The sequence below is a fragment of the Bhargavaea massiliensis genome (assembly GCF_050480245.1).
GTDB lineage: Bacteria > Bacillota > Bacilli > Bacillales > Anoxybacillaceae > Anoxybacillus.
Map to the genome: position 1 here is coordinate 16463 of NZ_JBCNEQ010000045.1, position 23428 is coordinate 39890.

A 23428-nucleotide genomic window follows, 5' to 3' on the forward strand; every position below is an offset into this window, starting at 1 on the left:
AACAGATGCTGTTTTTATAAGGGAGGGGGAATGAATGCATCCGTTATTTAGCGGTGTTTCAAAACAAGAGATGAAAAAACTTCTTGCTGAGTGCGAACAAAAAACGTTTGAAAAAGATGAGATGATTTTAGGAAAAAATGAGCGACGTAAAGGTCTTGTCTTGTTGCTTGACGGGGTAGCGGAAGTGTACGTCGAGCATGAAGGATATGATGAAGTGCTTGAAGTTGTGCAAAAAGGGGGATTGATCGGTTTTTCAAGCTTAGCTGATTTTTTAGGTGCATCAAAAGGAGGAAAAGAAGAGCTTGTCGCTGTGCGCGCTGCCGAACGATGTGAAGTGCTTGTCATGCCGTTTTCCGTGTTAACACGGTTATGGGATGATCCGAACGTACATGACTATTTACTTGCGCAGGTGTGTGTTCGTTTAAAAGATGTATATGTGTCGCTTGCTGAGCAAATTAAGCAAGCGCGTAAATTCGGGGACGCTACATCGTTTGTTGTTCCTGTGCAAGATGTTATGATTCGCGACGTTGTGACCCTTCCATTGACGGCAACCGTACAAGAGGCGGCGAAAAAAATGGCGGCGACTCATATTAGTTCGATCGTCGTGACAGACGAACAAACGTTATGTGGAATTTTAACGGAAACGGATCTTGTCGAGCGTGTGCTAGGGCAATCGCTTCCGTACGATACGGTTGTTGGACGAGTGATGACAAAAGACGTCGCGACGATTTCGCGATTTGCGTATTATTACGATGCGCTTGCGCTAATGATTGAACGTGGGGTGAAACATTTGCCTGTTGTAGATGACGGAAAAGGGCAAGGTATCGTGACGTTTTCTGATTTAATGCGAAAGAAAAACGAAAGCATCATGCGTACCATTCAACAAATTGATCATGCAGATGAACAGACGTTACCAAAAATGAAAACTGCCATTTACGAGTTATTAGCGACGATGCTACGCGATCAAGTACCAATTGCACAATGTTTAAATATGATTACGAAATTATACGATCGGCTCGTATGGCGTTGTATGGCGTTAGCGCTAAACGAAGTAGGGGAGCCGCCGTGTCGCTTTGCTTTTTATTTAATGGGTTCAGGTGGACGGAGAGAGCAATTTTTATTGACCGATCAGGACCATTTTCTCGTCTATGAAAGCGACGAATATGCTTCGTATTTTGCTCAGCTTGGTGAGGCGATTGTGCGCTTTATGGAGAAGGCTGGATATGAGCGATGCAAAGGAAAAATGATGGCGAGTGAAGAAGCGTGGCGCGGTTCTCTTGAAGTGTGGAGAGACAGGCTGCGAGAGTGGATGATTCATGCGACAAATGACAATTTGTTATTGGCGCAAAACTTTTTTTCATATCGGTTTGTATATGGGAATACAGATTTGCATCGCACGTTTGAACAACAAATTCGCGAGCAGTTAAACCGAGCGAAAATTTTCTTTTTTCGGCTTGTGGAGATGGAAAAGCAAAATGAAATTCCGACGCTTGACCGCCCGATTCGTTCGATTTTTGGACTTGAGCGGAAAACGATTGATATGAAAAAAGAAGTGCTATTTCCGTACCATCATAGCGTGCAAATTTTATCACTCATTCACGGAATTGTATCCGGTACACCGTTTGAGCGAATTGAGAAGCTAAAGGAGAAACACGTGTTGTCCCCATCGTTTGCAAAGGATGTGCAAAAAGCGGCAGAAAACGTGCTAGCCATTTACATTCGCCATAAATGGAACCATTATAAAGCGAATAAACAAGCGTCATCTGTTTTATCGTTTACGACGATGACGACGCGTGAAAAAGATGAGCTTATTTTAAGCTTAAAAACGTTAAAACAGCTACAAACGCAATTATTTTCTTATTTTTAAGGGGGATGATGATGTTTTTTTTACGAAAGGCGATTGACTGCAAGTTGAACGACAACATCCCGTTATCGACACCGATCGATGATATTATTTTTACCGTATTTGATACAGAAACGACGGGATTTGATGTCGCAACGACCGATCGATTAATTGAAATTGGTGTGGTGCAAGTGAAAGGAACGACGGTGCTTGAAAATGAGACGTTTCATACGTATGTGAATCCAAACCGCGACATTCCGCCTGTCATTGTAGAGTTAACAGGCATTACGGAAGAAAAAGTGCGACATGCCCCCATCGCAATCGAGGTGTTGCAACAATTTTTCCAGTTTGTTGAACAAAAACAAAGCGCCTGTTTTGTCGGCCATTACATTCCATTCGATTTATTGGTCATCAAACATGAATTGCGCCGCGAAAAAATAAAATTTCACAAGCCGACGTTTATTGATACGCTCGATTTAATTGGCTTTATTGCGCCATCATATGATATGCGCGATTTAGAGCGATATGCCCAAGCGTTTGGCACACGTATGTATGAACGTCATTCGGCGATCGGCGATGCGCTTACGACTGCGTATTTATTTGTGGAGCTATTAGAACAATTTCGCCTGCGCGGTTATCGAACGTGGGGAGAACTGTTGCGCGCCACAGATAGCCAAATGCGGTCGTTGTCGTTTTAATCAGGGCATGACGCCCTTTTTTTATTTTATGGTAAAATATAAATGATAGAGAGGTAGATGTCTATGAGAAATACAACATACCTTTGTATTTTTAGGAACAAGGAGAGGATTAGCATATTTAATCATGTGTTTAAAAGCAATCGCAATCTTAATCATAAAATCGTGATTGAGTTAGATGAAAGATATTTTGATAAAAACAGTTTGATGCACGCAGTTGCACAACATGTAAAGAACGAAGGAAAACAGTGTGAAATTATTGATGTAAACACATTAGTAGTAGACGGAAAAAAATATCATTTGTACGAAACAAATGTTGCGGCAACATATTGTCCACCTGTACAACGCGCGATTTTAATGGAGGAATAGGAGGAGAAGGATGATTCACGTACTAGTCGCTGATGATGATCGTCACGTCCGCGAATTGTTAAAGCTGTATTTGTCGAGAGAAGGATACGTCGTATATGAAGCGGCGGATGGAGAGGAAGCTTTGACAGTGCTTCATCATCAAACGATTCACTTAGCGATTATTGATATTATGATGCCAAATAAAGATGGTTATCAGTTGTGTGAAGAAATACGCAAACATTACGATCTGCCTGTTATTTTATTAACAGCTAAAGATCAGCTTGTGGACAAAGAAAAAGGATATATGGCTGGGACGGATGATTACGTGACGAAGCCATTTGAGCCAAAGGAGCTGTTGTTTCGGATAAAAGCATTGTTGCGTCGATACCAAATGGTAAGTGAACACATCATTCAAGTGAAAGGAACGACGATCAATCGCAAAAGTTATGAAATATATTCCGATGGAAAAGTGTATATGTTGCCGTTGAAAGAATTTGAACTGTTTGCTCAACTCGCAAGTTATCCAGGCCGAACATTTTCGCGTGAAGAACTTATCCAACTCATTTGGGGAATGGACTTTCAAGGTGATGAGCGGACGATTGATGTTCATATTAAAAGAATTCGCGAGCGGTTTGCCGACAGCGATGATTTTGTCATTCAAACTGTTCGGGGTGTCGGGTATCGATTACATATAAAATAAAACGAGCAAAGAAAGGTGGAAGGCGCGACGTTAAAGAAAGAAGTCGCCGAAAAGACGATGAAGACACTTTATGTTCGCGTTGTTGTAACGACGTTGCTTGTAATGATGATCAGCGGTATATTTTCATTTATTGCTGCAAACGTTTATTATCAATTGCAGTTGAAAAGAGAAAATGACAAAAAGGTTGCTGAAGTTGCGTTACACATCGCTCAGTTCGTTCAGCAACATCCGGAAATCAGCCGAGATGATTACTTTTCACATATTGGAAACTTAGGATATCAAATTTGTTTAGTGAATGATAAAAAAGAGCGAACATGCTATGGCGGGAGCTTTCGAAGTACAGAAATAAATGAAGACGATGTAGAAAGCGTTTTGAGAGGGAATGTATATCATGGAATTGCACATTTCCCGATCGGATTGTTCGTGACAGGATTTTTTGATAATGAGTTGCGCAATACGATTGGTGTGCCGATCACGATTGCTGGCGAGAAAATAGCGTTATTTATTCGTCCGAATGTCGAATGGCAATTTTGGGAGATGCGCATTTTTTTTGCTCTTTTGCTTCTGTTCGTGATTGTATTGAGCGTCGTTTTTGTTTTACTAAACACACGCTATTTAGTGAAGCCGCTTGAACAGTTAACGAAAGCAACGAAAATGATTGCGAAAGGGCATTACCATATTCAGCTACAAGTAAAGAGAGACGATGAAATTGGTCAATTGGCGAAACATTTTTCACAAATGGCAAGTGAGTTATCAAATATTGAAAATATGCGGCAGCAGTTTGTTTCTCACGTTTCACATGAGATTCAGTCGCCGCTAACTTCCATTCAAGGATTTGCAAAAGCATTACAAAATGAGAAGCTTTCTGAAGAACAAAAAACGTATTATTTATCGATTATTGAAGAGGAAAGTAAGCGGCTGTCGCTGTTAAGTAAACAGTTGCTTACGCTCGCTTTTCTTGATAGAGAAGGAGATAAAATAAAAAAAGAACGAATTGATCTCGCTGTTCAATGGAAACAAGTCATCATGTCAACAGAATGGCAATGGCGCGACAAAGAGTTAGCGCTCGATTTAGAATTACTCCCTGTTCTCGTGAAAGGGGATAAAAACTTACTACAACAAGTGTGGTTAAATTTATTCATAAATAGTATCAAGTTCACAGAAACAGGTGGGACGATTTCCGTTCGAATAAAAGAGACAGACGAGTACGGCATCGTTGAAATTGAAGATACAGGTATCGGAATTGCCGAAGAAGATATACCGTATATTTTCAACCGTTTTTATAAGGTGGATAAGGCGCGGACACGTAAAAAGGAAGGGAGCGGTCTCGGTTTATCGATTGTTAAAAAAATTATTGACCTTCATGACGGACAAATTGAGGTGAAAAGTAAGCTAGGCGAAGGGACGACATTTGTTGTTCGATTACGAAAAATGTAATCGCTCGTTCATCTTCTGTTCATCTTTCCTTTTTATACTTAACGACGTAACGAATATCGTGTAGGAGAGGTGAATCGAATGTTTTTAGCCGTGCAAGAAATGAAATACGCTAAGCTGCGCTATAGCTTAATCGGGTTTATTATGGCGCTTATTGTTTGGCTCGTCTTGTTTGTCTCAGGACTAGCTCAAGGATTAGCCGTCGATAACGCTTCCTCTATCCAACAAATGAATGCTCAATATTTTGTCATTGAAAAAGACGCCGATGGCAAACTTAGTCGCTCTATATTGTCAGAAAGCACCGTGGAGAAGGTCGAAAAATATGTAGAAAAATCGAAAGCTGTTCCTGTCGGTATTTATATGACCGCAGTGACGTCGGATAATGGAAAAAATAAAACAGACGCTACATTTTTCGGGATTGAACAAGCTTCTTATTTGGATCCGAAAGTGGTGGAAGGAAAAGCGTTTCGGCATTTAAAAGCAGATGAAGTAGTTGTAGACCAATCGTTTAAGCAGGCTGGTTTTCATATCGGTGATCGCATAAAAGACGAGAGATCGGGAATTACGTTTACGATTAAAGGATTTAGTGAAAAGCAAACATTTAGTCATACGCCGGTCATACACGTTCCACTTGATGGCTGGAGAAACATACAAAAAGAAAAACATTTTTTCACGGTTATTGCTTTAACAAATACAGAAAAAGTAAAGAAAATTGAAGATGAGTTATCTAACGTAAAAGTAATAACGAAAGATGAGGCTTTGAAAGGAATTCCGGGTTACAAAGAGGAGCAAAGCTCTTTGCAACTAATGATCGTTTTTCTTTTTATCATCGCCGCCATTTTATCGTCTGTTTTTTTCTATGTTATAACTATTCAAAAAATAAATCAGTTCGGTATATTGAAGGCGATTGGCGCGCCGTTTAGCTATTTAGCGAAAACGATTTTTTCACAAGTGTTTCTTTTAACGAGCGCAAGTGTTGTCGTTGGCGTCATATGCACGTATGGTATGTCTCTCTTATTACCAGAAAGTATACCGTTTGAACTTCCGATTCTTTTCATATGGATTTATGGTACACTATTTATCGTTTTATCGATGCTTGGGACGTTTTTATCGTTATATCAAGTAGCAAAAGTAGATGCTATCGATGCGATCGGGAGGGTTGCTGCATGAATGAGTTGTTAGTGCTTGATCGTGTGACGAAAACGTATGAAGATGCAGAACAGAAAGTGACGGTGTTACATCAAGTTTCTTTTTCGGTGAAAGAAGGAGAGTTCGTTGCTGTTGTTGGCCCATCTGGATCTGGAAAAAGTACGTTTTTGTCTATTGCAGGAGCGCTTCTTTCACCGACAAGCGGTCGAGTCATCATCGACGGAACGGAAATTCAACAGCTATCGAAAAAAGAAATGAGCGCTATTCGCTTGCAAAAAATCGGTTTTATTTTTCAGGCAGCAAACCTTGTACCGTATTTAACTGTTCGCGATCAGCTGTTGCTTGTTCAACAGTTAGCGAAAGGAAATCGTAAAAAGGCAGAGCAACGCGCGGATGGACTACTTGCTCAACTTCATCTCCTGCATCGAAAGCATCATTATCCGAATCAGTTATCGGGTGGAGAAAGGCAACGCGTTGCGATTGCACGTGCCTTTATGAATGATCCGGCCATTATTTTAGCGGACGAGCCGACGGCGAGCCTTGATGCTGAGCGGGGGCGTGTTGTCGTCCAAATGTTGCGTGATGAAGTGAAACGAAGAAATAAGGCGGCTGTGATGGTTACTCATGATGAGCGTGTACTTGACGCTTGCGACAAAGTCGTTTATCTTTCGGATGGAAAACTGATCGAGCAATGAAACGCGTAAAGGCTCCTCAATATCGTGGGAGCCCTTTGTTATTAGCCGTTTCGTTTGAACGGCATACATTTGCTTATCGTATTCGTCTTAAACGATATTTCACACGTCCAAACATGTGACACCTATGTTTTTTGCTTGCTTGTTGTTCTTTTTTAAAATATAATATATTTAGAATTTTTTTAATTTTTAAGTGAATGATCATTCATTCACTAAAGGGGTGGGGAAGATGAATTTAGTTTCACGGTTACAGCAAATTGCTACGGAGAAGCCAAATAAGCAGGCGTATATGTTTGAGCAAACGTCTGCAACGTACGGTGAATTAAACGGAGCGATTATGAAGTTTGCGAGCGGTCTAGCAAAGCTCGGAGTAAACAAAGGGGATCATGTGGCACTTTTGCTAGGCAATTCACCGTATTTTATCGTCAGTTTGTACGGGGCGATGCGCGCCGGGGCGACAGTCATTCCAATTAATCCGATTTATACGCCCGATGAAATTCATTACATTTTAACAAACGGTGATGTAAAAGTTGTCATTGCGCTTGATCTTGTCATTCCGACGCTTATGAAGCTTGACGGACGCTTACCGAGCGTCGGGCATATCATTATTTGCGAAACGCCGCAAGGAAAAGAACATGGAATCGTTTTGCCCGAAAAAATGAAATCGTTTACAACGGTGTTAGCGACAGGTGAAGTTCCGTTCTTCGGGCCAGAGCTTCACGATGACGATGTAGCAGTTATTTTATATACATCAGGGACGACTGGAAAGCCGAAAGGAGCGATGTTGACGCATAAAAATCTTTACAGCAACGCTCAAGATGTAGCTGATTACCTAAAAATAAACGAAGATGACCGCGTCATTGCGACGTTGCCGATGTTTCATGTGTTTTGTTTAACAGTTGCGCTTAATGCACCGCTTATGAACGGGGGAACGGTGCTGATTCTTCCGAAATTTAGCCCAGCGGAAGTGTTTAAAGTAGCGCGTGAACAAAAAGCGACGGTGTTTGCAGGCGTACCGACGATGTATAACTTTTTATATCAGTATCCAGACGGAAAAGCGGAAGACTTTGCACATATGCGTCTATGCATTTCAGGCGGTGCGTCAATGCCTGTTGCATTATTGAAAAATTTCGAGAAAAAATTTCATGTCATCGTTTCTGAAGGGTATGGACTTTCAGAAGCTTCGCCAGTTACATGTTTTAATCCGCTCGATCGTCCGCGCAAACCAGGCTCGATCGGAACGAGCATTATGAACGTTGAAAATAAAATTGTCAATGAATTAGGAGAAGAAGTACCTGTTGGGGAAGTGGGGGAACTCATCGTACGCGGTCCGAATGTGATGAAAGGATATTATAAAATGCCGGAAGAAACGGCGCATACGATTCGCGACGGTTGGCTATATACAGGCGACTTAGCAAAAATGGATGAGGAAGGATATTTTTATATTGTCGATCGGAAAAAAGATATGATTATCGTCGGTGGGTATAACGTATATCCACGTGAAGTAGAAGAAGTATTGTACAGCCATCCAGATGTTGTTGAAGCGGCTGTCATTGGCGTCCCTGATCCGAATTTTGGTGAAGCGGTAAAATGTTATGTCGTAAGTAAAAATAAACAATTGACAGGACAACAGCTGATTGCTTATTGTAGCGAACATTTGGCAAAATATAAAGTGCCAAGTTCAATCGAATTTTTAGACGAGTTACCAAAAAATACGACAGGAAAAATTTTAAGACGCGCGTTAAAAGAGCAAGTCATTTCTCAAAGCGGTGCGATGTAAGCACCGTTTTTTTTATTTGTTTTTTTTATAATTTACTTGATACTTAGAAAATATACTTGTATAATTTAACGCATAAAAGCGAAAAAGTAAGGGGGATACAAATGAAGTGGTTGAAGACGTGTGGGGCGTTGTTGCTTGCCGGCAGCGTGCTCGCTGGATGTTCAGGAGAGAAAACGACGAAAGAAACGAGTGGGGAAAAAGAAAAAACGTATAAAGTCGGCGTGACGCAAATTGTTGAACATCCATCGCTTGATGCGGCGTTTAACGGATTTAAAAAGGCGCTTGAAGATAAAGGATTAAAAGTGGAATACGATGTGCAAATTGCGCAAGGAGATATGAACAATAACCAAACGATCGCAAACAACTTCGTCGCGGATGGAGTCGATTTAATTTTCGCGAACTCAACACCGAGTGCGCTTGGTGCATTAAATGCAACGAAAGATATTCCGATCGTCTTTACGTCTGTGACGGATCCGGTTGGCGCGAAACTTGTACAGTCGATGGAAAAGCCGGGCGGAAACGTGACAGGAACGACAGACACACATCCAGATGCGATTCCAAAAACGGTGCAATTTATTGATCAATTTGTCGATGGAAATCGCGTCGGGATGATTTATAACGCTGGTGAACAAAACTCCGTCGCGCAAGTGGATGCGGTGAAAAAAGCGATGGAAGGCACAGATTTAACGATCGTACCTGTGTCGGTGTCGACATCGGCGGAAGTGAAACAAGCAGCGGAATCGTTAGTCGGCAAAGTGGATTGTTTTTATGTTATTACAGACAATACTGTTGTTTCTGCACTTGAATCCGTCATTCAAGTTGCAAACGATCAAGACATCCCGCTTTTTGTTGGGGAGTTAGACTCGGTAAAACGCGGTGGTTTTGCGGCATACGGCTTTGACTACTACGATATCGGTTATGAAGCAGGAGTGATGGCAGCTGACATTTTAGAAGGAAAGAAAAAACCGTCCGAACTTCCAGTGCAATATCCGCAAAAGTTAAAGCTTGTCATCAATAAAAAAGCAGCGCAAGAGATGGGTGTGGAATGGAGAAGCGAATGGGATAGCATGGCGGAATTTATTGAATAACGTAAAGGATGGATCGTATGATTACAGCATTGTTTAGTTCTGTAGAAGCAGGATTGTTATATGCGCTTATGGCGCTTGGTGTGTATATATCGTTTCGTATTTTAGATTTTCCCGATTTGACGGTGGACGGAAGCTTTGTGACGGGAGCGGCTGTTGCTTCCGTCCTTATCGTCGCTGGTGTCAATCCGTTTATTGCTTCGCTTGCAGCGCTTGGGGCGGGCTTTCTTGCAGGATGTATGACAGGTCTTTTGCATACGAAAGGAAAAATTAATCCGTTGTTGTCCGGCATTTTAATGATGATCGCTTTATATTCGATCAATTTGCGCATTATGGACAAACCGAACGTTCCGCTTTTGCAGCAAGAAACTGTGATGACGATGGTGACAGCTCAATTTCAACGAGTGGATGCAGCGCTAGCGATGATCGTTCCGTTCGCTCCGAAAACATGGGCGGTTATCGTTTTTGGAACGTTGTTAGTAGTGATCGCTAAAGTCGTTATGGATTTATTTTTAAAAACGGAAGTCGGCTTGGCGCTTCGAGCAGTTGGTGACAATAAAAAAATGATTGCTAGTTTTTCAGGCAATACAGACCGTTTAACTATCATCGGGCTTGGCTTGTCAAACGCACTTGTCGCATTTTCAGGGGCGTTGATTGCGCAATATAGCGGTTTTAGCGATATTGGCATGGGCATCGGAATGATCGTGATTGGCTTAGCGTCAGTCATTATTGGGGAAGCGCTGTTTGGCGCTAAAACGATCGTGCGGGCGACGTTGGCTGTTATTTTAGGAGCGATCATCTATCGCGTCGTTATTACGCTGGCGTTACGTGTCCAATTTTTAGAGACGGGCGATGTGAAGCTCATTACAGCATGTATCGTCATTTTGGCGCTGGTCGTTCCGCAAATGGTGGCAGCGCGTGCGGAAAAACAGCGAAAAGCGAGAAAGCGAGGTGCAGCCGTTGCTTCAACTCAAGCAGATTACGAAAGTATTTAACGAAGGAACGCTTGATGAAAAAATCGCGTTAAAACATATCGAGCTGTCGCTTCAGCCGGGTGATTTTGTTACGATTATCGGCAGCAACGGGGCAGGAAAGTCAACGCTCATGAACATTATTTCAGGGCGACTGGCGCCAGATACAGGGGAAGTAGTGATTGATGGAAAAGATGTAACAACGATGAGCGAACATGAGCGAGCGCGTTATATCGGTCGTGTTTTTCAAGACCCGATGGCAGGAACTGCGCCAAATATGACGATCGAGGAAAACTTAGCGATCGCTTATAACCGAACAGAAAAGCGGACGCTTCGTTTCGGTGTGACGAAAAAGCGACGCGAATTTTTTAAAGAAACGCTCGCTACGCTTCAACTCGGATTAGAAAATCGTCTACATGCCAAAGTCGGTTTGTTATCTGGTGGGGAAAGACAAGCGTTATCGCTGCTTATGGCGACGTTTACGAAACCGCATGTGTTGTTGCTTGATGAACATACGGCAGCGCTAGACCCAGCGCGCGCCCAACTCATTACTGATTTAACGAAACAAATTGTTGAACAACATCGCCTTACGACGTTAATGGTGACGCATAATATGGAACAAGCTGTTCAATTAGGCAACCGGCTTATTATGATGGACAGTGGGCAAATTATTTTTGAAGCGAGTGGAGAGGAAAAGAAAAAGCTCACTGTCGAAGCGTTGCTTCAAGAGTTTCAGCGCATTCGTGGCAGTCAATTTGCAAGCGACCGCGCGGTGCTCGTATAAAAAATCCCCGAGTTACATCGGGGATTTTAATTAACTAAATTGGCTACAATTTTAGTTGCACAACCCATTCGATACTGTGCTGGTAAATAGCCAATGCTTCTTGTATAGGGACATTTAATGTGTTTGTCAAGTCGCTTATTTTTTTTGTATCGTTTGTTTCTAATGCGATAACAAGGTCGTATAAAAGTGAATAAATACAAGGACAGCCATTTAGTCCTTGTTGAATTGCCTCGTCAACGTGTAGTTCTTGTAATATTTCATGTAATGGGCGATGAAGTAATAAATGTAAAGACGAACAAATACCCATAAAAAATAAAACATCTTTTTCATCATGCAAATGAATAAGTTCAGCTAGTTGCTCCAATGTTTTTGCACGTACAAGACAATTAATAATTACTTCATTTTTAAATGGCTCGTTTGGCTCTTGTAACGTTAAAACGATAAGCCAGCTTTTTAAGTGGTTTGTTCCTAATAAAACCGCTGCATGTCGAATTGATTTGATTTTTGGAGTAGAAGATAAAAAAAACGAATTAACGGTTTTTAATAGCTGATATGTTAAAGAAGGATCGCTTTCGATTGCTGCAACGACTTCTTCAAAGTTTAGTTCGTTTTTATTTAATTGAGTAATTAAAGATAAACGAGATGTGTGTGCGGTTTTTGGCAACGATTTTTCTTTTACTATAATCGGTTTGCTGAAAAAATAACCTTGAAAACAAGAGAAACCGTTACGAACTGCTTCTTCTAGTTGATCACTTGTTTCAATTTTTTCTGCTAGCAAGTGAATATGGTACATATCAATGTATGGTTTAAATCGTTTATAATCATTTTGCTTTGAGAAATCAATTTTTATTATATCAATGTATGGAAAAAGAGGGATATATTGATCGGAAAAAATAAAATCATCAAGAGCAATCGTATATCCTTCGGTTTTTAGTTTCCTGCAAATGTCTAGCAATCCTTCTGAATATGGAATGTTTTCTAAAATTTCGACGACGACTAAATTTTTCGGAAAATGAAAGGGCAATTGTTTTTTTAATAAAGTTTCTGTAAAGTTAATAAAACAACGAGCCCCATTCGTTAATTTTTCAATACCGATGTTCATAAAACTGTTGATCAATACATCAATGGTAGCTTTGTCTCCATCGATCGCATCATAAAAATTTTTGTCTCCACTTCGATATAGCAATTCGTATCCGATGACTTCATAATTTTTATTAAAAATCGGTTGTCTACCTACGTAAATGTCCATATTTTATCCCCCAATTTATAAAAAATGGCTAAATTTTGCGATCAACTGCGAACGACGTCTTACCTCAAGCTTTTGAAAGACGCTATTAATATGATTTTTAATTTAGGAAAAACATTCCATTTTGTAGTACCATACTGTAATAATGTAGGCGTTGATATACGAAGTGAATCTTCTTTTATTGTCGATTCATTTTTGTAAAAAAAAATATTTCACAAGGTAGATCAGCCGATGGCTGATCTACAAGGTGAAGCGTTGAATGAGTTGTTGTAGTTTCGTCGAAATATGCGCAAGTTGTTTTGCGGATTCATCTAGTTGTTTTGAAATGTTTGCTTGTTCGTCAATTGAATTTGTCGCTTCTTGAATTTCTTGTTGAACATCTTTTGCTGTTTCTACAATGTTTTCAATAGATGCGGTGACTTGTTCCACTCCAGCTGACATTTGTTCTGTTGTCGCAGATATTTCTTGAATTTCTTCTGAAACAATGTCTGTTTTTTGGACAATTCGTTCAAAGGCCTGAGCGGTGTTTGTGATGACTGTGCTACCTTGTTTAATGTCATCTGCACCTTGTTTTGTTACTTCGGCAACTTCCTTCACTTGATATTGGACGTGTCCAATAAGTTCACTCACTTGTTTTGCTGCTTCATCTGCTTGTTCAGCTAGTTTTCGAACTTCCTCTGCAACGACCGCAAATCCTCGCCCAGCTTCCCCAGCACGAGCTGCTTCAATGGCGGCATTTAGAGCAAGCAAATTTGTTTGTGATGAGATGGCGCTAATCGTTGCAACGATATGTCCAATTTGTTCAGAATATGATGTGAGACTATTCACTTGTTTGTTAATAAGAGCGAAAGATTGTTCGATTTGCTTCATTTGTTTTACGGTTTGTTCAAGTTGCTCTTTTCCTTGTTTTGCCTCATCGGACATTTCTTTCGCTGAGTTGGCTACTTCCGATGTCGACTCGGCTAGTTTTTGAACCCCAGTCGCCATTTCCCCCATCGCCCTCATACTTTCAAGCAATGCTTCAGTTTGTGACGCCGTTCGTTCTGTAATTTCACTCATTACCTCATGCACATATGTGCTTGCTTCACTATTTTGTTTTGCGTTTGTCGCGATATGGCTGGCTTCGTTTGATAATTGGTTGCTTTCATCAGACAATGTTCCAATTTGCTCGCGAAGTTGATTTACCATTGTTTCCATTGATTTCGTTAACGCGCCTACTTCATCTGCATAAGGTAACGATTGAATATGAACGTTTAAGTTTCCTTCAGCAATTTGTTGGGCAGCGAGTGCTGTATGACGAACAGGTAGTAAAATACGGTGAAGCATTACTGTAATAAAAACTATAAGCAATAAAACGATCACAATAACGCCAACTATCCCCTCAATTGCTAATGTTTGCACATGTTTAAACACAACATGGGAAGGGACGGATAATACAAGCGCCCATGTTTTTTCGAAGCGTGGTAACTCAATCGGTGCAAAGGCGCGTAAAACATCGTCTTGGACAAGTTTCGAATAAATTTCGTCGGAAAAATGTTCATAATTTGCGATACGTTGTAATACGGTTTTTTCTTTATCTAATGTAATCGTTTGACCGATAAATTTTTCATCTAAACCGCTGGCAATAATTGTTCCATTTCCATCAATAAAATTTAAATATCCACCAAGCGGTTTTTCTTTACTAATTAGTTGTTGTAAAAACGACACTTCAAAGTCGACCCCGACAATACCTAAAAACTGATTTGTTTCAGGGTCAATGAGAGGGAGAACGAGCGATGTGAGCAACACGCTTTTTCCGTTCACTTCATATGTGTACGGTTCAAGCAATAACGGTTTTTTAGTATTTTTTGGCGTTAAATAATAATTCCCTGGCCCCTCTTTATCATAATCACGGCTTGCTTCTACAATGATTGCTCCATCGCTACGGACAACATACGGTACAAAGCGGCCTGTTGCATCATGTCCTTCTTTATTAACGTACATCGCATCTTTTCCATCAAATGCATTTGGCTCCCACAACGTATAAATGCCGAGCAATTGCTTGTTATGATCGAGCAAATCGTGCATATGTTCTAATATTTGTTCGCGAGTTAAATCGTTTTTCTTTGCAAACAACATATACTTTCCAAATGTATCAGCAATCGTTTCAGCACGTGCGAAAAGCGTTTCGATATTGTGTGCATATGATTTTGTTTCAGCGACCGCAAATGATTTTGTCAACTGCTTTTCTTCATTTAAAAACTGGTACAACAAAAAGGAAACGGCGCTAGTCGAAATCGTTGCAACAATTATTGAAAGTAAAAAAGCTGTTCGAAAAATAAGACTGCGGTCTTTCCATCTTTTCATATGATATACCCCTCCCCATATAGATCCGAAGTGCTATTCTTTCACATAGTAATATAGTATTATACAGCAAGTCATCGTAGAAGGTTAAAAGAGGCTATTTCGCTTCTTTGAGAATACGTTTATAAACTTTCTCTTTATCAAACCCTTTTTCGCCCATGCCGAATGTGTCGATGACGCGGTTGTTTTCGTCTAAAAAGTATGTGAGTGTTGTATGAATAAGCATGCCGTTTCCAGGATCGCGATATAGGAAGTTAAACGCGTCCGCTACTTTTTTTGTATCTTCTTCACTACCTCGTAAAAAAATCCATCCTTCATTATCACTTTCTACTCCGAACATGTTCGCATACGTTTGCATCACTTGTTGTGTGTCGCGTTTTGGATCGATCGTAATTGTAATAAATTCGACTTTCTTTTTAAATAAACCGTCTTTTTCGAGCCGTTCTTTTAACTGTTTCATTTGAAATGACGTACTTGGACAAATGTCCGGACAGTTTGTGTACACAAACTCGAGTAGACGTACTTTCGGTTCCATGTTATTGAATGAATACGGTTTTCCCCACGCGGTTTCCATCGTCACGTCTTTTGGAAACTCCATTTGATCTTGGCGGTAGTAAGAAAAATAAAAGATGCCTATACCAATACAAATCGCAAGTAAACTAAAAAAGCCGATATATAGTTTTTTCAACGTACATCCCTCCCACTTTCATCATACATAATCAACGTGTTAATGGGGAGAACGGGGCGTGACAATTATTTGAATTTTTTTCGTTGTTCTAAATGGCGAATGAAAAACTAAACTAATAGTAACGATGGACAAGGGGGAAGGGGCAATGAGAAAAATAGCTTTTTGGACGTTATTCCTTTATGCGATGTACGCGCTATTTTTTGCATTTTACTTATTTCAATGGACAGACTCATCCATTCCGGCGCAATATAAAGGCACAAGTGCAGATCCTGCGACGTTTTTAACGAAAAAAGAACTGATGCTTACCGAACAGTTTTCCGAAGCGAAAAACTTTTTATTCTTTTTATCCGTTCCATATGAGTGGGTCATTTATATATTTGTGTTGCTGTTTGGTTTATCGGCGCGCTTTCAACAGTGGGCGGAAGCGACGACAAAACGTCTGTTTATGCAAACGGCGATTTACGTATTTTGGCTGTCACTTTTCGTACAAGTTGTTACGTTTCCGCTTAGTTACATAAGTTATTACGTCACGAAAATGTATAACATTTCAACCCAAACATTCTCCAGTTGGATGCGCGATGAGCTCATTGATTTTTGGGTCAATTATGTAATCATGGTTGTCATTGTGTATGTATTATATACGCTTATGCAAAAATTCGAAAAACGATGGTGGGTGTACGCATGGCTTTGTTCGATTCCATTTACACTTTTTTTAACGTTTATTCAACCTGTTTTCATCGATCCGCTTTATAACGATTTTTATCCATTAAAAAATAAACAGTTAGAAGCAAAAATTTTAGCATCAGCAGAAAAGGCGAACATTCCAGCGGAACACGTATTTGAAGTGAACATGTCGGAAAAAACGAATGCGTTAAATGCGTATGTCACAGGTATTGGAGGCAACTCGCGCATTGTATTATGGGATACGACGCTTGAGCGGTTAAACGAAGATGAAATTTTATTTATTATGGCGCACGAAATGGCCCATTACGTGATGAAACATATTTATTGGGGAATTGGGTTATATATTGTTGTTACATTTATCGGATTGCTGTTGACGAATCGATGGATGAAACGAATGATTGGACGTTTTGGCGCGCTTTGTCGCATTGAAAAATGGAACGAACTTGCTTCTTTACCCATGTTTTTACTGTTGATTTCGCTATTAAGTTTTGCCGCAAGCCCTGCGATGAATGCTGTTTCTCGTTATGAAGAACATGCGGCGGACAAGTATGCGATTGAGCTGACGAAAAATAAAGAAGCAGCGATCTCGACATTTCAAGAATTGACGCGGTCAAGTTTAAGCCAAGTGCATCCACCTTATCTTGTCAAACTGTTTCGTTACAGTCATCCGACCATTTTAGAGCGCATTATTTCTTTAGAACAAAAGTAGGAAAGGCAAATTTTTTTTGAAAAAAATTCATAAAAATACTTTCTTTTCTGAAAATTGTGTTATATAATAAAAACGTCAAAAGGAAAAAGTGTATTATAACAAGAAGGGTGGGAGATGTATCAAAGCTCGTACATAGAGAAAAGAGCGACACATCTTTTTTGGGGGTCATATGCACGGTTTGAACAACGGGTTTTTATTCAATACAAGGGGGAGAATATATATGGGGAAATTTGAAGAACGTGTAAAACAATTAGAAGAAAGTTGGCAATTGGATGAACGGTGGAAGGGCATTACGCGCCCGTATAGCGCAGAGGATGTCATTAAGTTGCGTGGTTCGCTTGATATTGAATATACGCTAGCGCGTCGTGGGGCGGAAAAACTTTGGCGCTTATTAAATACGGAAGATTACGTACATGCGCTTGGGGCGTTAACAGGAAATCAAGCGGTGCAACAAGCAAAAGCTGGTTTAAAAGCGATTTATTTAAGTGGTTGGCAAGTGGCGGCAGATGCGAACTTAGCCGGTCATATGTATCCGGACCAAAGCTTATATCCAGCAAACAGCGTGCCGCACGTTGTAAAGCGCATTAATCAAGCGCTTCAACGGGCTGATCAAATTCAATATGTAGAAGGAAAAGAAGATATCGACTATTTCTTGCCGATCGTTGCCGATGCGGAAGCAGGATTTGGCGGCCAATTGAACGTCTTCGAACTGATGAAAGCGATGATTGAAGCAGGAGCAGCTGGCGTCCACTTTGAAGACCAATTGTCTTCTGAGAAAAAGTGCGGCCATTTAGGTGGAAAAGTGTTGCTTCCGACACAAACAGCGATTCGCAACTTAATTGCGGCGCGACTTGCGGCAGATGTCATGGGCGTCCCAACCGTATTAATTGCGCGCACAGATGCAAACGCAGCGGATTTAATTACAAGCGACATCGATCCGCGCGATCAAGAATTTATTACAGGTGAGCGTACGCCAGAAGGCTTCTTCCGTACGCGTGCCGGATTAGACCAAGCGATTGCGCGCGGATTGGCATATGCACCGTATGCTGATTTAATTTGGTGCGAAACGAGCGAACCGAACTTAGAAGAAGCGCGTCGTTTTGCGGAAGCGATTCATGAAAAATTCCCAGGCAAATTGCTTGCGTACAACTGCTCGCCTTCCTTCAACTGGAAGAAAAAGTTGGACGACGAAACGATCGCCAACTTCCAAGTGGAGCTCGGAAAAATGGGCTACAAATTCCAATTCGTTACGTTGGCTGGTTTCCATGCCCTCAACTACAGCATGTTTATGTTAGCACATGGCTATCGCGATCGCGGCATGGCTGCTTACTCCGAATTGCAACAAGCGGAGTTTGAGGCAGAAAAATATGGCTACACAGCTACACGCCATCAACGTGAAGTCGGAACAGGTTACTTTGACGAAGTATCGCTTGTCATTACGGGCGGTCAAGCATCAACTGTGGCGCTAAAAGGCTCGACAGAAGAAGAACAATTTACAGGTGCATAAAATAACATCCCCTCGAAAAAAACGAGGGGATTTTTCATGAAAATTTCGTATATTTATGGTATAATATTGTCGAAATGTGTATATAAGGGAGGGAGCGGTATGCTCATCGTCGAGTATCTGTATTTGACGCGCTATACGATGGGGCTTTTTCCGTTTTTTCACGATAAGCAAATGTGGACGAAAGTGTTAGAGGAAGATGGAGAAATTATCGTCAAACAAAAGCCAATGGAAATTATTGAGCAAAGTTGTTTGTATTATGGCGCAAGTTTAAGAGGAAGAAAAGATGGAGCGAGACATATTATCGGTACTTCGCATAAAGCACCGATTGCAATCGAACCAACGAACGAAATTTTCTTTTTTCCAACGATCTCCCCAACGAATCCTCAATGTGTATGGCTGTCGCATTTACATATTCGTCATCATGAGCATGTTCAAGGTGGAAAAACGCGCATTACGTTTTCAAATGGTAAAAGCTTAGAGGTATGTATTTCGCATCATTCATTCGTGAACCAACTACATCGCACCGCTCAGTTGCGAACAAAAATGAACGAACGAATCGAAGCACGCGAAAGGAAAATGATGTATTTATTATATTTACGGGAAAAGGAATTGTCGTAGTAGTTTTCTCTTTTCCTCTAAACTTGTACAATATAAACATCAGCATGTGGCAAAGGGGTTACAGTATGAGTTTAGAGGAATTAAAGCAATGGCTCACAGTAAAACATATGCTCGACATGTTAGTACAATATCGTTCGCTCGGCGTTATTCCAGGTATCGTGCTACCAATGTCAGAGGCGTTTTTGCCGTTTTTGCCGCTCTTTGTTTTTGTGATGGCGAACGCAGCGGCATTTGGGCTTTGGAAAGGATTTTTCATTTCATGGCTTGGAACGAGCGCAGGTTCGCTTCTCGTCTTTTTCCTTGTTCGAAAAATCGGGAGGCAACGATTTTTCTCCTTTTTACATCGCCACCCGACGATTCGTCGCATGATGCATTGGATTGAGCGACGTGGCTTCGGTCCGCTCTTTTTACTGCTTTGTTTTCCGTTTACGCCATCTGCGGCGGTCAATGTTGTTGCAGGGCTATCGGGCATTGCGATACAACAATATGTGCTTGCCGTGTTGCTTGGAAAAATGGTGATGGTCTTTATAATTAGTTTTATCGGCTATGACGTGGAGGCATTAATTCGCCAACCGCTCCGCGCCATTTTTGCAGCAATCGCCATTTTTCTTCTTTGGTACATCGGAAAAAAAGTCGAGCAACGTTTTGCGGTGCACGATGGAAAATAAAGAAAGGATGAACGATATGGCTGTACGCTTCATGATCGGGCGCTCTGGAAGCGGAAAAACGACGAGGTGTTTAACAGAAATCATCAATCAGCTCACACATGAACCCGATGGAGATCCGATCATTTATCTCGTTCCTGAACAAATGACGTTTCAATCGGAATACGCCTTAATGAACGCAAACATAAAAGGCATGATTCGCGCGCAAGTGTTTAGTTTCACGCGCCTCGCTTGGCGCGTTTTGCAAGAAACAGGTGGTATGAGCCGCTATCATTTGACGCAAACAGGCGTGCATATGTTGCTTAGAAAAATTGTCGAACAGCAAAAAGAACAGCTAACGTTATTTCGTAAAGCAGCAGATAAACGCGGCTTTATTGCACAGCTTGAGCACATGTTGACCGAATATAAACGGTATTGCATTACGCCAGCAGCGTTAAAACAGACGGAAGAGCAGTTGCGCCGTCAGGCAACGGCAAACGAAGTTGTGCTTGCCGATAAATTAAAAGATACAACGCTCATTTTTGAGCAATTTGAACAACATATGGCGCGTCATTATACTGATTCGGAAGATTACTTGCGCTTGCTTGCCGAAAAAATTCGCCATTCTTCTTATATGAAACGAGCGCGCATTTATATTGACGGGTTTTATGAGTTTACGCCACAAGAATATATGGTGCTTGAACAACTGTTCATTCATTGCCCGCATGTGACCGTTACGCTTACGTTAGACGCTCCGCATGAACAACTGCCAAATGATTTGCATTTATTTCGTAGCACGTGGCGAACGTATGCTCAACTGCGCGAAATTGCATTACAAAATGGGGTGGCGATTGAAAACGTCGTGCAACTTCATGACAATGTTCGCCATCGACATGAAGAGCTTCGCCATCTTGAAGCCTATTACGATGCTCGTCCTGTCTGTAAGTGGGAAAAACAAACGGAAGCCATCGTCATCGGAGAAGCGACAAATCGGCGGGCGGAAATGGAAGGCATTGCGCGCGAAATGATTCGTCTTGTCCGTGATGAAGGGTATCGTTATCGCGACATTGCCTTATTGATTCGCAATGTAGCTGATTACCGCGATGTGTTAAAGACGGTGTTTGCTGATTATCGCATTCCGTATTTTATTGATGAAAAAGAACAAATGCTTGATCATCCGTTTGTTGAATTTTTGCGCGCAAGTATGGAAGCTGTGCGGACAAACTTCCGCTATGAAGCGGTATTTCGTGCCGTGAAAACCGACTTCTTTTTTTCACTTGACCAATATGTTCATGAGATGCGCATGGCCATGGATCAGCTCGAGAACTATGTACTTGCTTATGGGATTCAAGGAGACAAATGGACGGAGCATTGGACGTATCGCAAGTACAAAGGGCTCGAGGATGTGCACACGCCGCAAACGGATGAAGAAAAGCGCTACGAACAACAATTAAACGACTGGCGCAAGCTTGTCATTTCGCCGCTGTTGTTTTTACAAAAGCGGTTGAAACAAGCGAAAACAGGGCGTGAGCAATGTGAGGCGCTATATGCGTATGCTGAACAACTTCACATTCCACAAAAGTTAGAACGATTGCGCAACGAAGCGGAAGAGAGAGGCGATCTTTCCATTGCGCGTCATCACGAGCAAGTATGGCAAGCGTTTATTGATTTGCTCGATCAATACGTTGAAATATTAGGTGATGAATCGCTTTCACTTGAAACGTTTTTTACAATCATTGAAACCGGATTAGAAAGTTTGCAGTTTTCCCTTGTGCCACCAGCAACGGATCAAGTATTAATTGCTCATTTCGATCGTTCACGTCTTTCGAACATTCGCTGTACGTTTCTTGCAGGGGTAAACGAAGGCATCATTCCGATGCGCAAAAACGATGATGGCATGTTGTCGGAAGCAGATCGTGAATGGTTGCATCATTATTCCTTACATGTTGCCCCTGCTAGCCGCGATCGGTTGCTTGATGAGCCGTTTTTGTTTTATTTAGCGCTTGTTAGCCCGTCTGAACGTTTATATGTCACGTATGCGCTATCTGATGAACAAGAAAAAACGTTGTTGCCATCGATGTTTATAAAACGGTTGACAGATATGTTTCCGTACGTAAAAAAAATGCAATGGGGAACGGATCCATTTTTACTTCCGTTGCCAGAACAGTTGTCGTACGTCACAAACGACGTTGCAACACTTGGTCCGCTCATGCAGCAGCTCGAAGCATGGAAGCGACAATATGCCATCGAGCCGATGTGGTGGGATGTTTACAATGCATACGTGCAGCATGAACAATGGAAAGAACGAATCGCGGTCGTTGGGCGTGCGTTATTTTATGAAAATCGCGCGAAACGATTAAGCAAGCAGTTGGCGAAACAGTTATATGGCAAAAAGGTAAAAGCAAGCATTTCGCGCATGGAGACGTTTAATCGTTGTCCGTTCGCCCATTTTGCCGCACATGGATTGAAGCTAAAAGAACGAAACGTCTTTCAGTTAAAGGCACCTGATATGGGTCAATTGTTTCATCAGGCGCTAAAAGTGATCGCTGATCGTCTGCGCCAAGAGCAACTACCATGGAGTCAATTATCGAAGCAACAATGTGAACAATTGTCATACGAAGCGGTTGAACAAATTGCACCATACATTCAACAAGAAGTATTGTTAAGCACGCATCGTTACCGATATATGAAGAAAAAATTGCAAACGATTATGACGAAAGCGACAACCGTATTAAGTGAACATGCAAGACGAAGCGGATTTGTACCAATTGGTGTCGAATTAGGGTTCGGTGAAGGGGAGCAGCTTCCACCGCTTTCGTTTACCTTATCAGACGGAACGGTGTTGCAGTTTGTCGGGCGCATTGATCGCGTTGATCAAGCAACGAGCGAACAAGGTGTGCTTCTTCGCATCATCGACTATAAATCAAAGCAAAAGACGCTCGATTTAACGGAAGTATATTACGGCTTAGCGTTGCAAATGTTAGCGTATTTAGATATCGTGCTTGAATACGCGCATCGGCTCGTCGGTACATCAGCGTTCCCAGCGGGCGTGCTGTATTTTCCGATTCATAACCCGATGATTAAAGTGAATGAATGGCTTGACGAACATGAGTTGGAGAGAAAGTTTTTAGAACAGTTTAAAATGGGTGGATATGTATTAGCAGACGAAAAAACCGTTCGCCTAATGGATGAAAACGTGGAGCCGGGGACAAGCTCTCTCGTGATTCCGGTCCGTTTAAATAAAAATGGGACGTTTGCGCAACATTCAAAGGTGTTAACAGAGCAACAATTTACGATGCTACGGCAACATGTCCGCCGCTTTATCGTCGATGTAGGCGAACAAATGATGGAAGGCGTTACGCATATTGCACCGTATAAACAAAAAGATAAAACAGCATGCCAATATTGCGAGTTTCGCGATGTGTGCCAATTTGATGAGGGGGTCGATGCGGAACAATATCGCATATTAACACCGAAACAGATTGATGAATGGTTAAAGGGGTGATTG

The 23428-nt window shown here is 41.4% G+C and carries 19 protein-coding genes; 16 read left to right on the forward strand and 3 right to left on the reverse strand.

Annotated elements, in window-relative coordinates:
- The first annotated feature begins 34 nt into the window (after positions 1-34).
- From ABEV15_RS09145 to ABEV15_RS09195, 11 genes are all read left to right on the forward strand, one after another.
- Positions 35-1867, forward strand: a complete 1833-nt coding sequence (locus tag ABEV15_RS09145) for a DUF294 nucleotidyltransferase-like domain-containing protein (protein WP_498853015.1) — start codon at positions 35-37, stop codon at positions 1865-1867.
- Between the two features lie 11 nt (positions 1868-1878).
- Positions 1879-2541, forward strand: a complete 663-nt coding sequence (locus tag ABEV15_RS09150; RefSeq protein ID WP_498853016.1) for a 3'-5' exonuclease — start codon at positions 1879-1881, stop codon at positions 2539-2541.
- Positions 2542-2604: 63 nt separating this feature from the next.
- Entirely contained in the window at positions 2605-2907 is a 303-nt protein-coding gene (locus ABEV15_RS09155) for a hypothetical protein (RefSeq protein ID WP_498853017.1), read from the forward strand.
- 10 nt (positions 2908-2917) lie between these two features.
- Positions 2918-3586, forward strand: a complete 669-nt coding sequence (locus ABEV15_RS09160; protein WP_429636942.1) for a response regulator transcription factor — start codon at positions 2918-2920, stop codon at positions 3584-3586.
- A gap of 15 nt (positions 3587-3601) precedes the next feature.
- A complete protein-coding gene (locus ABEV15_RS09165; RefSeq protein ID WP_498853018.1) occupies positions 3602-5023 on the forward strand; it encodes a sensor histidine kinase in 1422 nt (473 codons plus the stop codon).
- Positions 5024-5101: 78 nt separating this feature from the next.
- Entirely contained in the window at positions 5102-6190 is a 1089-nt protein-coding gene (locus ABEV15_RS09170; protein WP_498853019.1) for an ABC transporter permease, read from the forward strand.
- Positions 6187-6864 (forward strand): ABC transporter ATP-binding protein, encoded by a 678-nt coding sequence (locus tag ABEV15_RS09175; protein ID WP_498853020.1) that lies wholly within the window; start codon positions 6187-6189, stop codon positions 6862-6864. Before ABEV15_RS09170 ends, ABEV15_RS09175 begins: the two co-directional genes overlap by 4 nt.
- A 226-nt stretch (positions 6865-7090) precedes the next feature.
- Positions 7091-8641 (forward strand): fatty acid--CoA ligase family protein, encoded by a 1551-nt coding sequence (locus ABEV15_RS09180; protein ID WP_498853021.1) that lies wholly within the window; start codon positions 7091-7093, stop codon positions 8639-8641.
- A 101-nt stretch (positions 8642-8742) separates the two neighbouring features.
- On the forward strand, positions 8743-9729 hold the full coding sequence (locus tag ABEV15_RS09185) for an ABC transporter substrate-binding protein (protein WP_498853022.1): 987 nt from the start codon (positions 8743-8745) through the stop codon (positions 9727-9729).
- A gap of 17 nt (positions 9730-9746) precedes the next feature.
- Complete coding sequence (locus ABEV15_RS09190) at positions 9747-10721, forward strand: ABC transporter permease (protein ID WP_498853023.1); 975 nt, start codon at positions 9747-9749, stop codon at positions 10719-10721.
- The gene (locus ABEV15_RS09195) at positions 10687-11481 is read left to right on the forward strand and encodes an ABC transporter ATP-binding protein (RefSeq protein ID WP_498853034.1); all 795 of its coding nucleotides are present in this window, start codon (positions 10687-10689) and stop codon (positions 11479-11481) included. Before ABEV15_RS09190 ends, ABEV15_RS09195 begins: the two co-directional genes overlap by 35 nt.
- A gap of 43 nt (positions 11482-11524) precedes the next feature.
- Here ABEV15_RS09195 and ABEV15_RS09200 read toward each other — a convergent pair whose 3' ends face one another.
- The 3 genes from ABEV15_RS09200 to ABEV15_RS09210 all read right to left on the reverse strand — a co-directional run bounded on the left by ABEV15_RS09200 (position 11525) and on the right by ABEV15_RS09210 (position 15758).
- Positions 11525-12730: an EAL and HDOD domain-containing protein gene (locus tag ABEV15_RS09200; RefSeq protein ID WP_498853024.1), complete on the reverse strand. Its 1206-nt coding sequence runs from the start codon at positions 12728-12730 to the stop codon at positions 11525-11527.
- 237 nt (positions 12731-12967) lie between these two features.
- Entirely contained in the window at positions 12968-15073 is a 2106-nt protein-coding gene (locus tag ABEV15_RS09205) for a methyl-accepting chemotaxis protein (RefSeq protein WP_498853025.1), read from the reverse strand.
- Between the two features lie 94 nt (positions 15074-15167).
- Positions 15168-15758 (reverse strand): SCO family protein, encoded by a 591-nt coding sequence (locus ABEV15_RS09210; protein ID WP_429631296.1) that lies wholly within the window; start codon positions 15756-15758, stop codon positions 15168-15170.
- 145 nt (positions 15759-15903) lie between these two features.
- Here ABEV15_RS09210 and ABEV15_RS09215 point away from each other — a divergent pair, with 145 nt between their 5' ends.
- The 5 genes from ABEV15_RS09215 to addB all read left to right on the forward strand — a co-directional run bounded on the left by ABEV15_RS09215 (position 15904) and on the right by addB (position 23425).
- A complete protein-coding gene (locus tag ABEV15_RS09215) occupies positions 15904-17151 on the forward strand; it encodes a M48 family metallopeptidase (protein WP_498853026.1) in 1248 nt (415 codons plus the stop codon).
- A gap of 220 nt (positions 17152-17371) precedes the next feature.
- On the forward strand, positions 17372-18658 hold the full coding sequence (gene aceA, locus ABEV15_RS09220) for an isocitrate lyase (RefSeq protein ID WP_498853027.1): 1287 nt from the start codon (positions 17372-17374) through the stop codon (positions 18656-18658).
- 99 nt (positions 18659-18757) lie between these two features.
- Positions 18758-19276, forward strand: coding sequence for a competence protein ComK (locus ABEV15_RS09225; RefSeq protein ID WP_498853028.1), 519 nt, complete (start codon positions 18758-18760; stop codon positions 19274-19276).
- Positions 19277-19341: 65 nt separating this feature from the next.
- Positions 19342-19944, forward strand: coding sequence for a TVP38/TMEM64 family protein (locus ABEV15_RS09230; protein ID WP_429631302.1), 603 nt, complete (start codon positions 19342-19344; stop codon positions 19942-19944).
- 16 nt (positions 19945-19960) lie between these two features.
- Positions 19961-23425: a helicase-exonuclease AddAB subunit AddB gene (gene addB / locus ABEV15_RS09235; RefSeq protein WP_498853029.1), complete on the forward strand. Its 3465-nt coding sequence runs from the start codon at positions 19961-19963 to the stop codon at positions 23423-23425.
- Positions 23426-23428 lie beyond the last annotated feature (3 nt).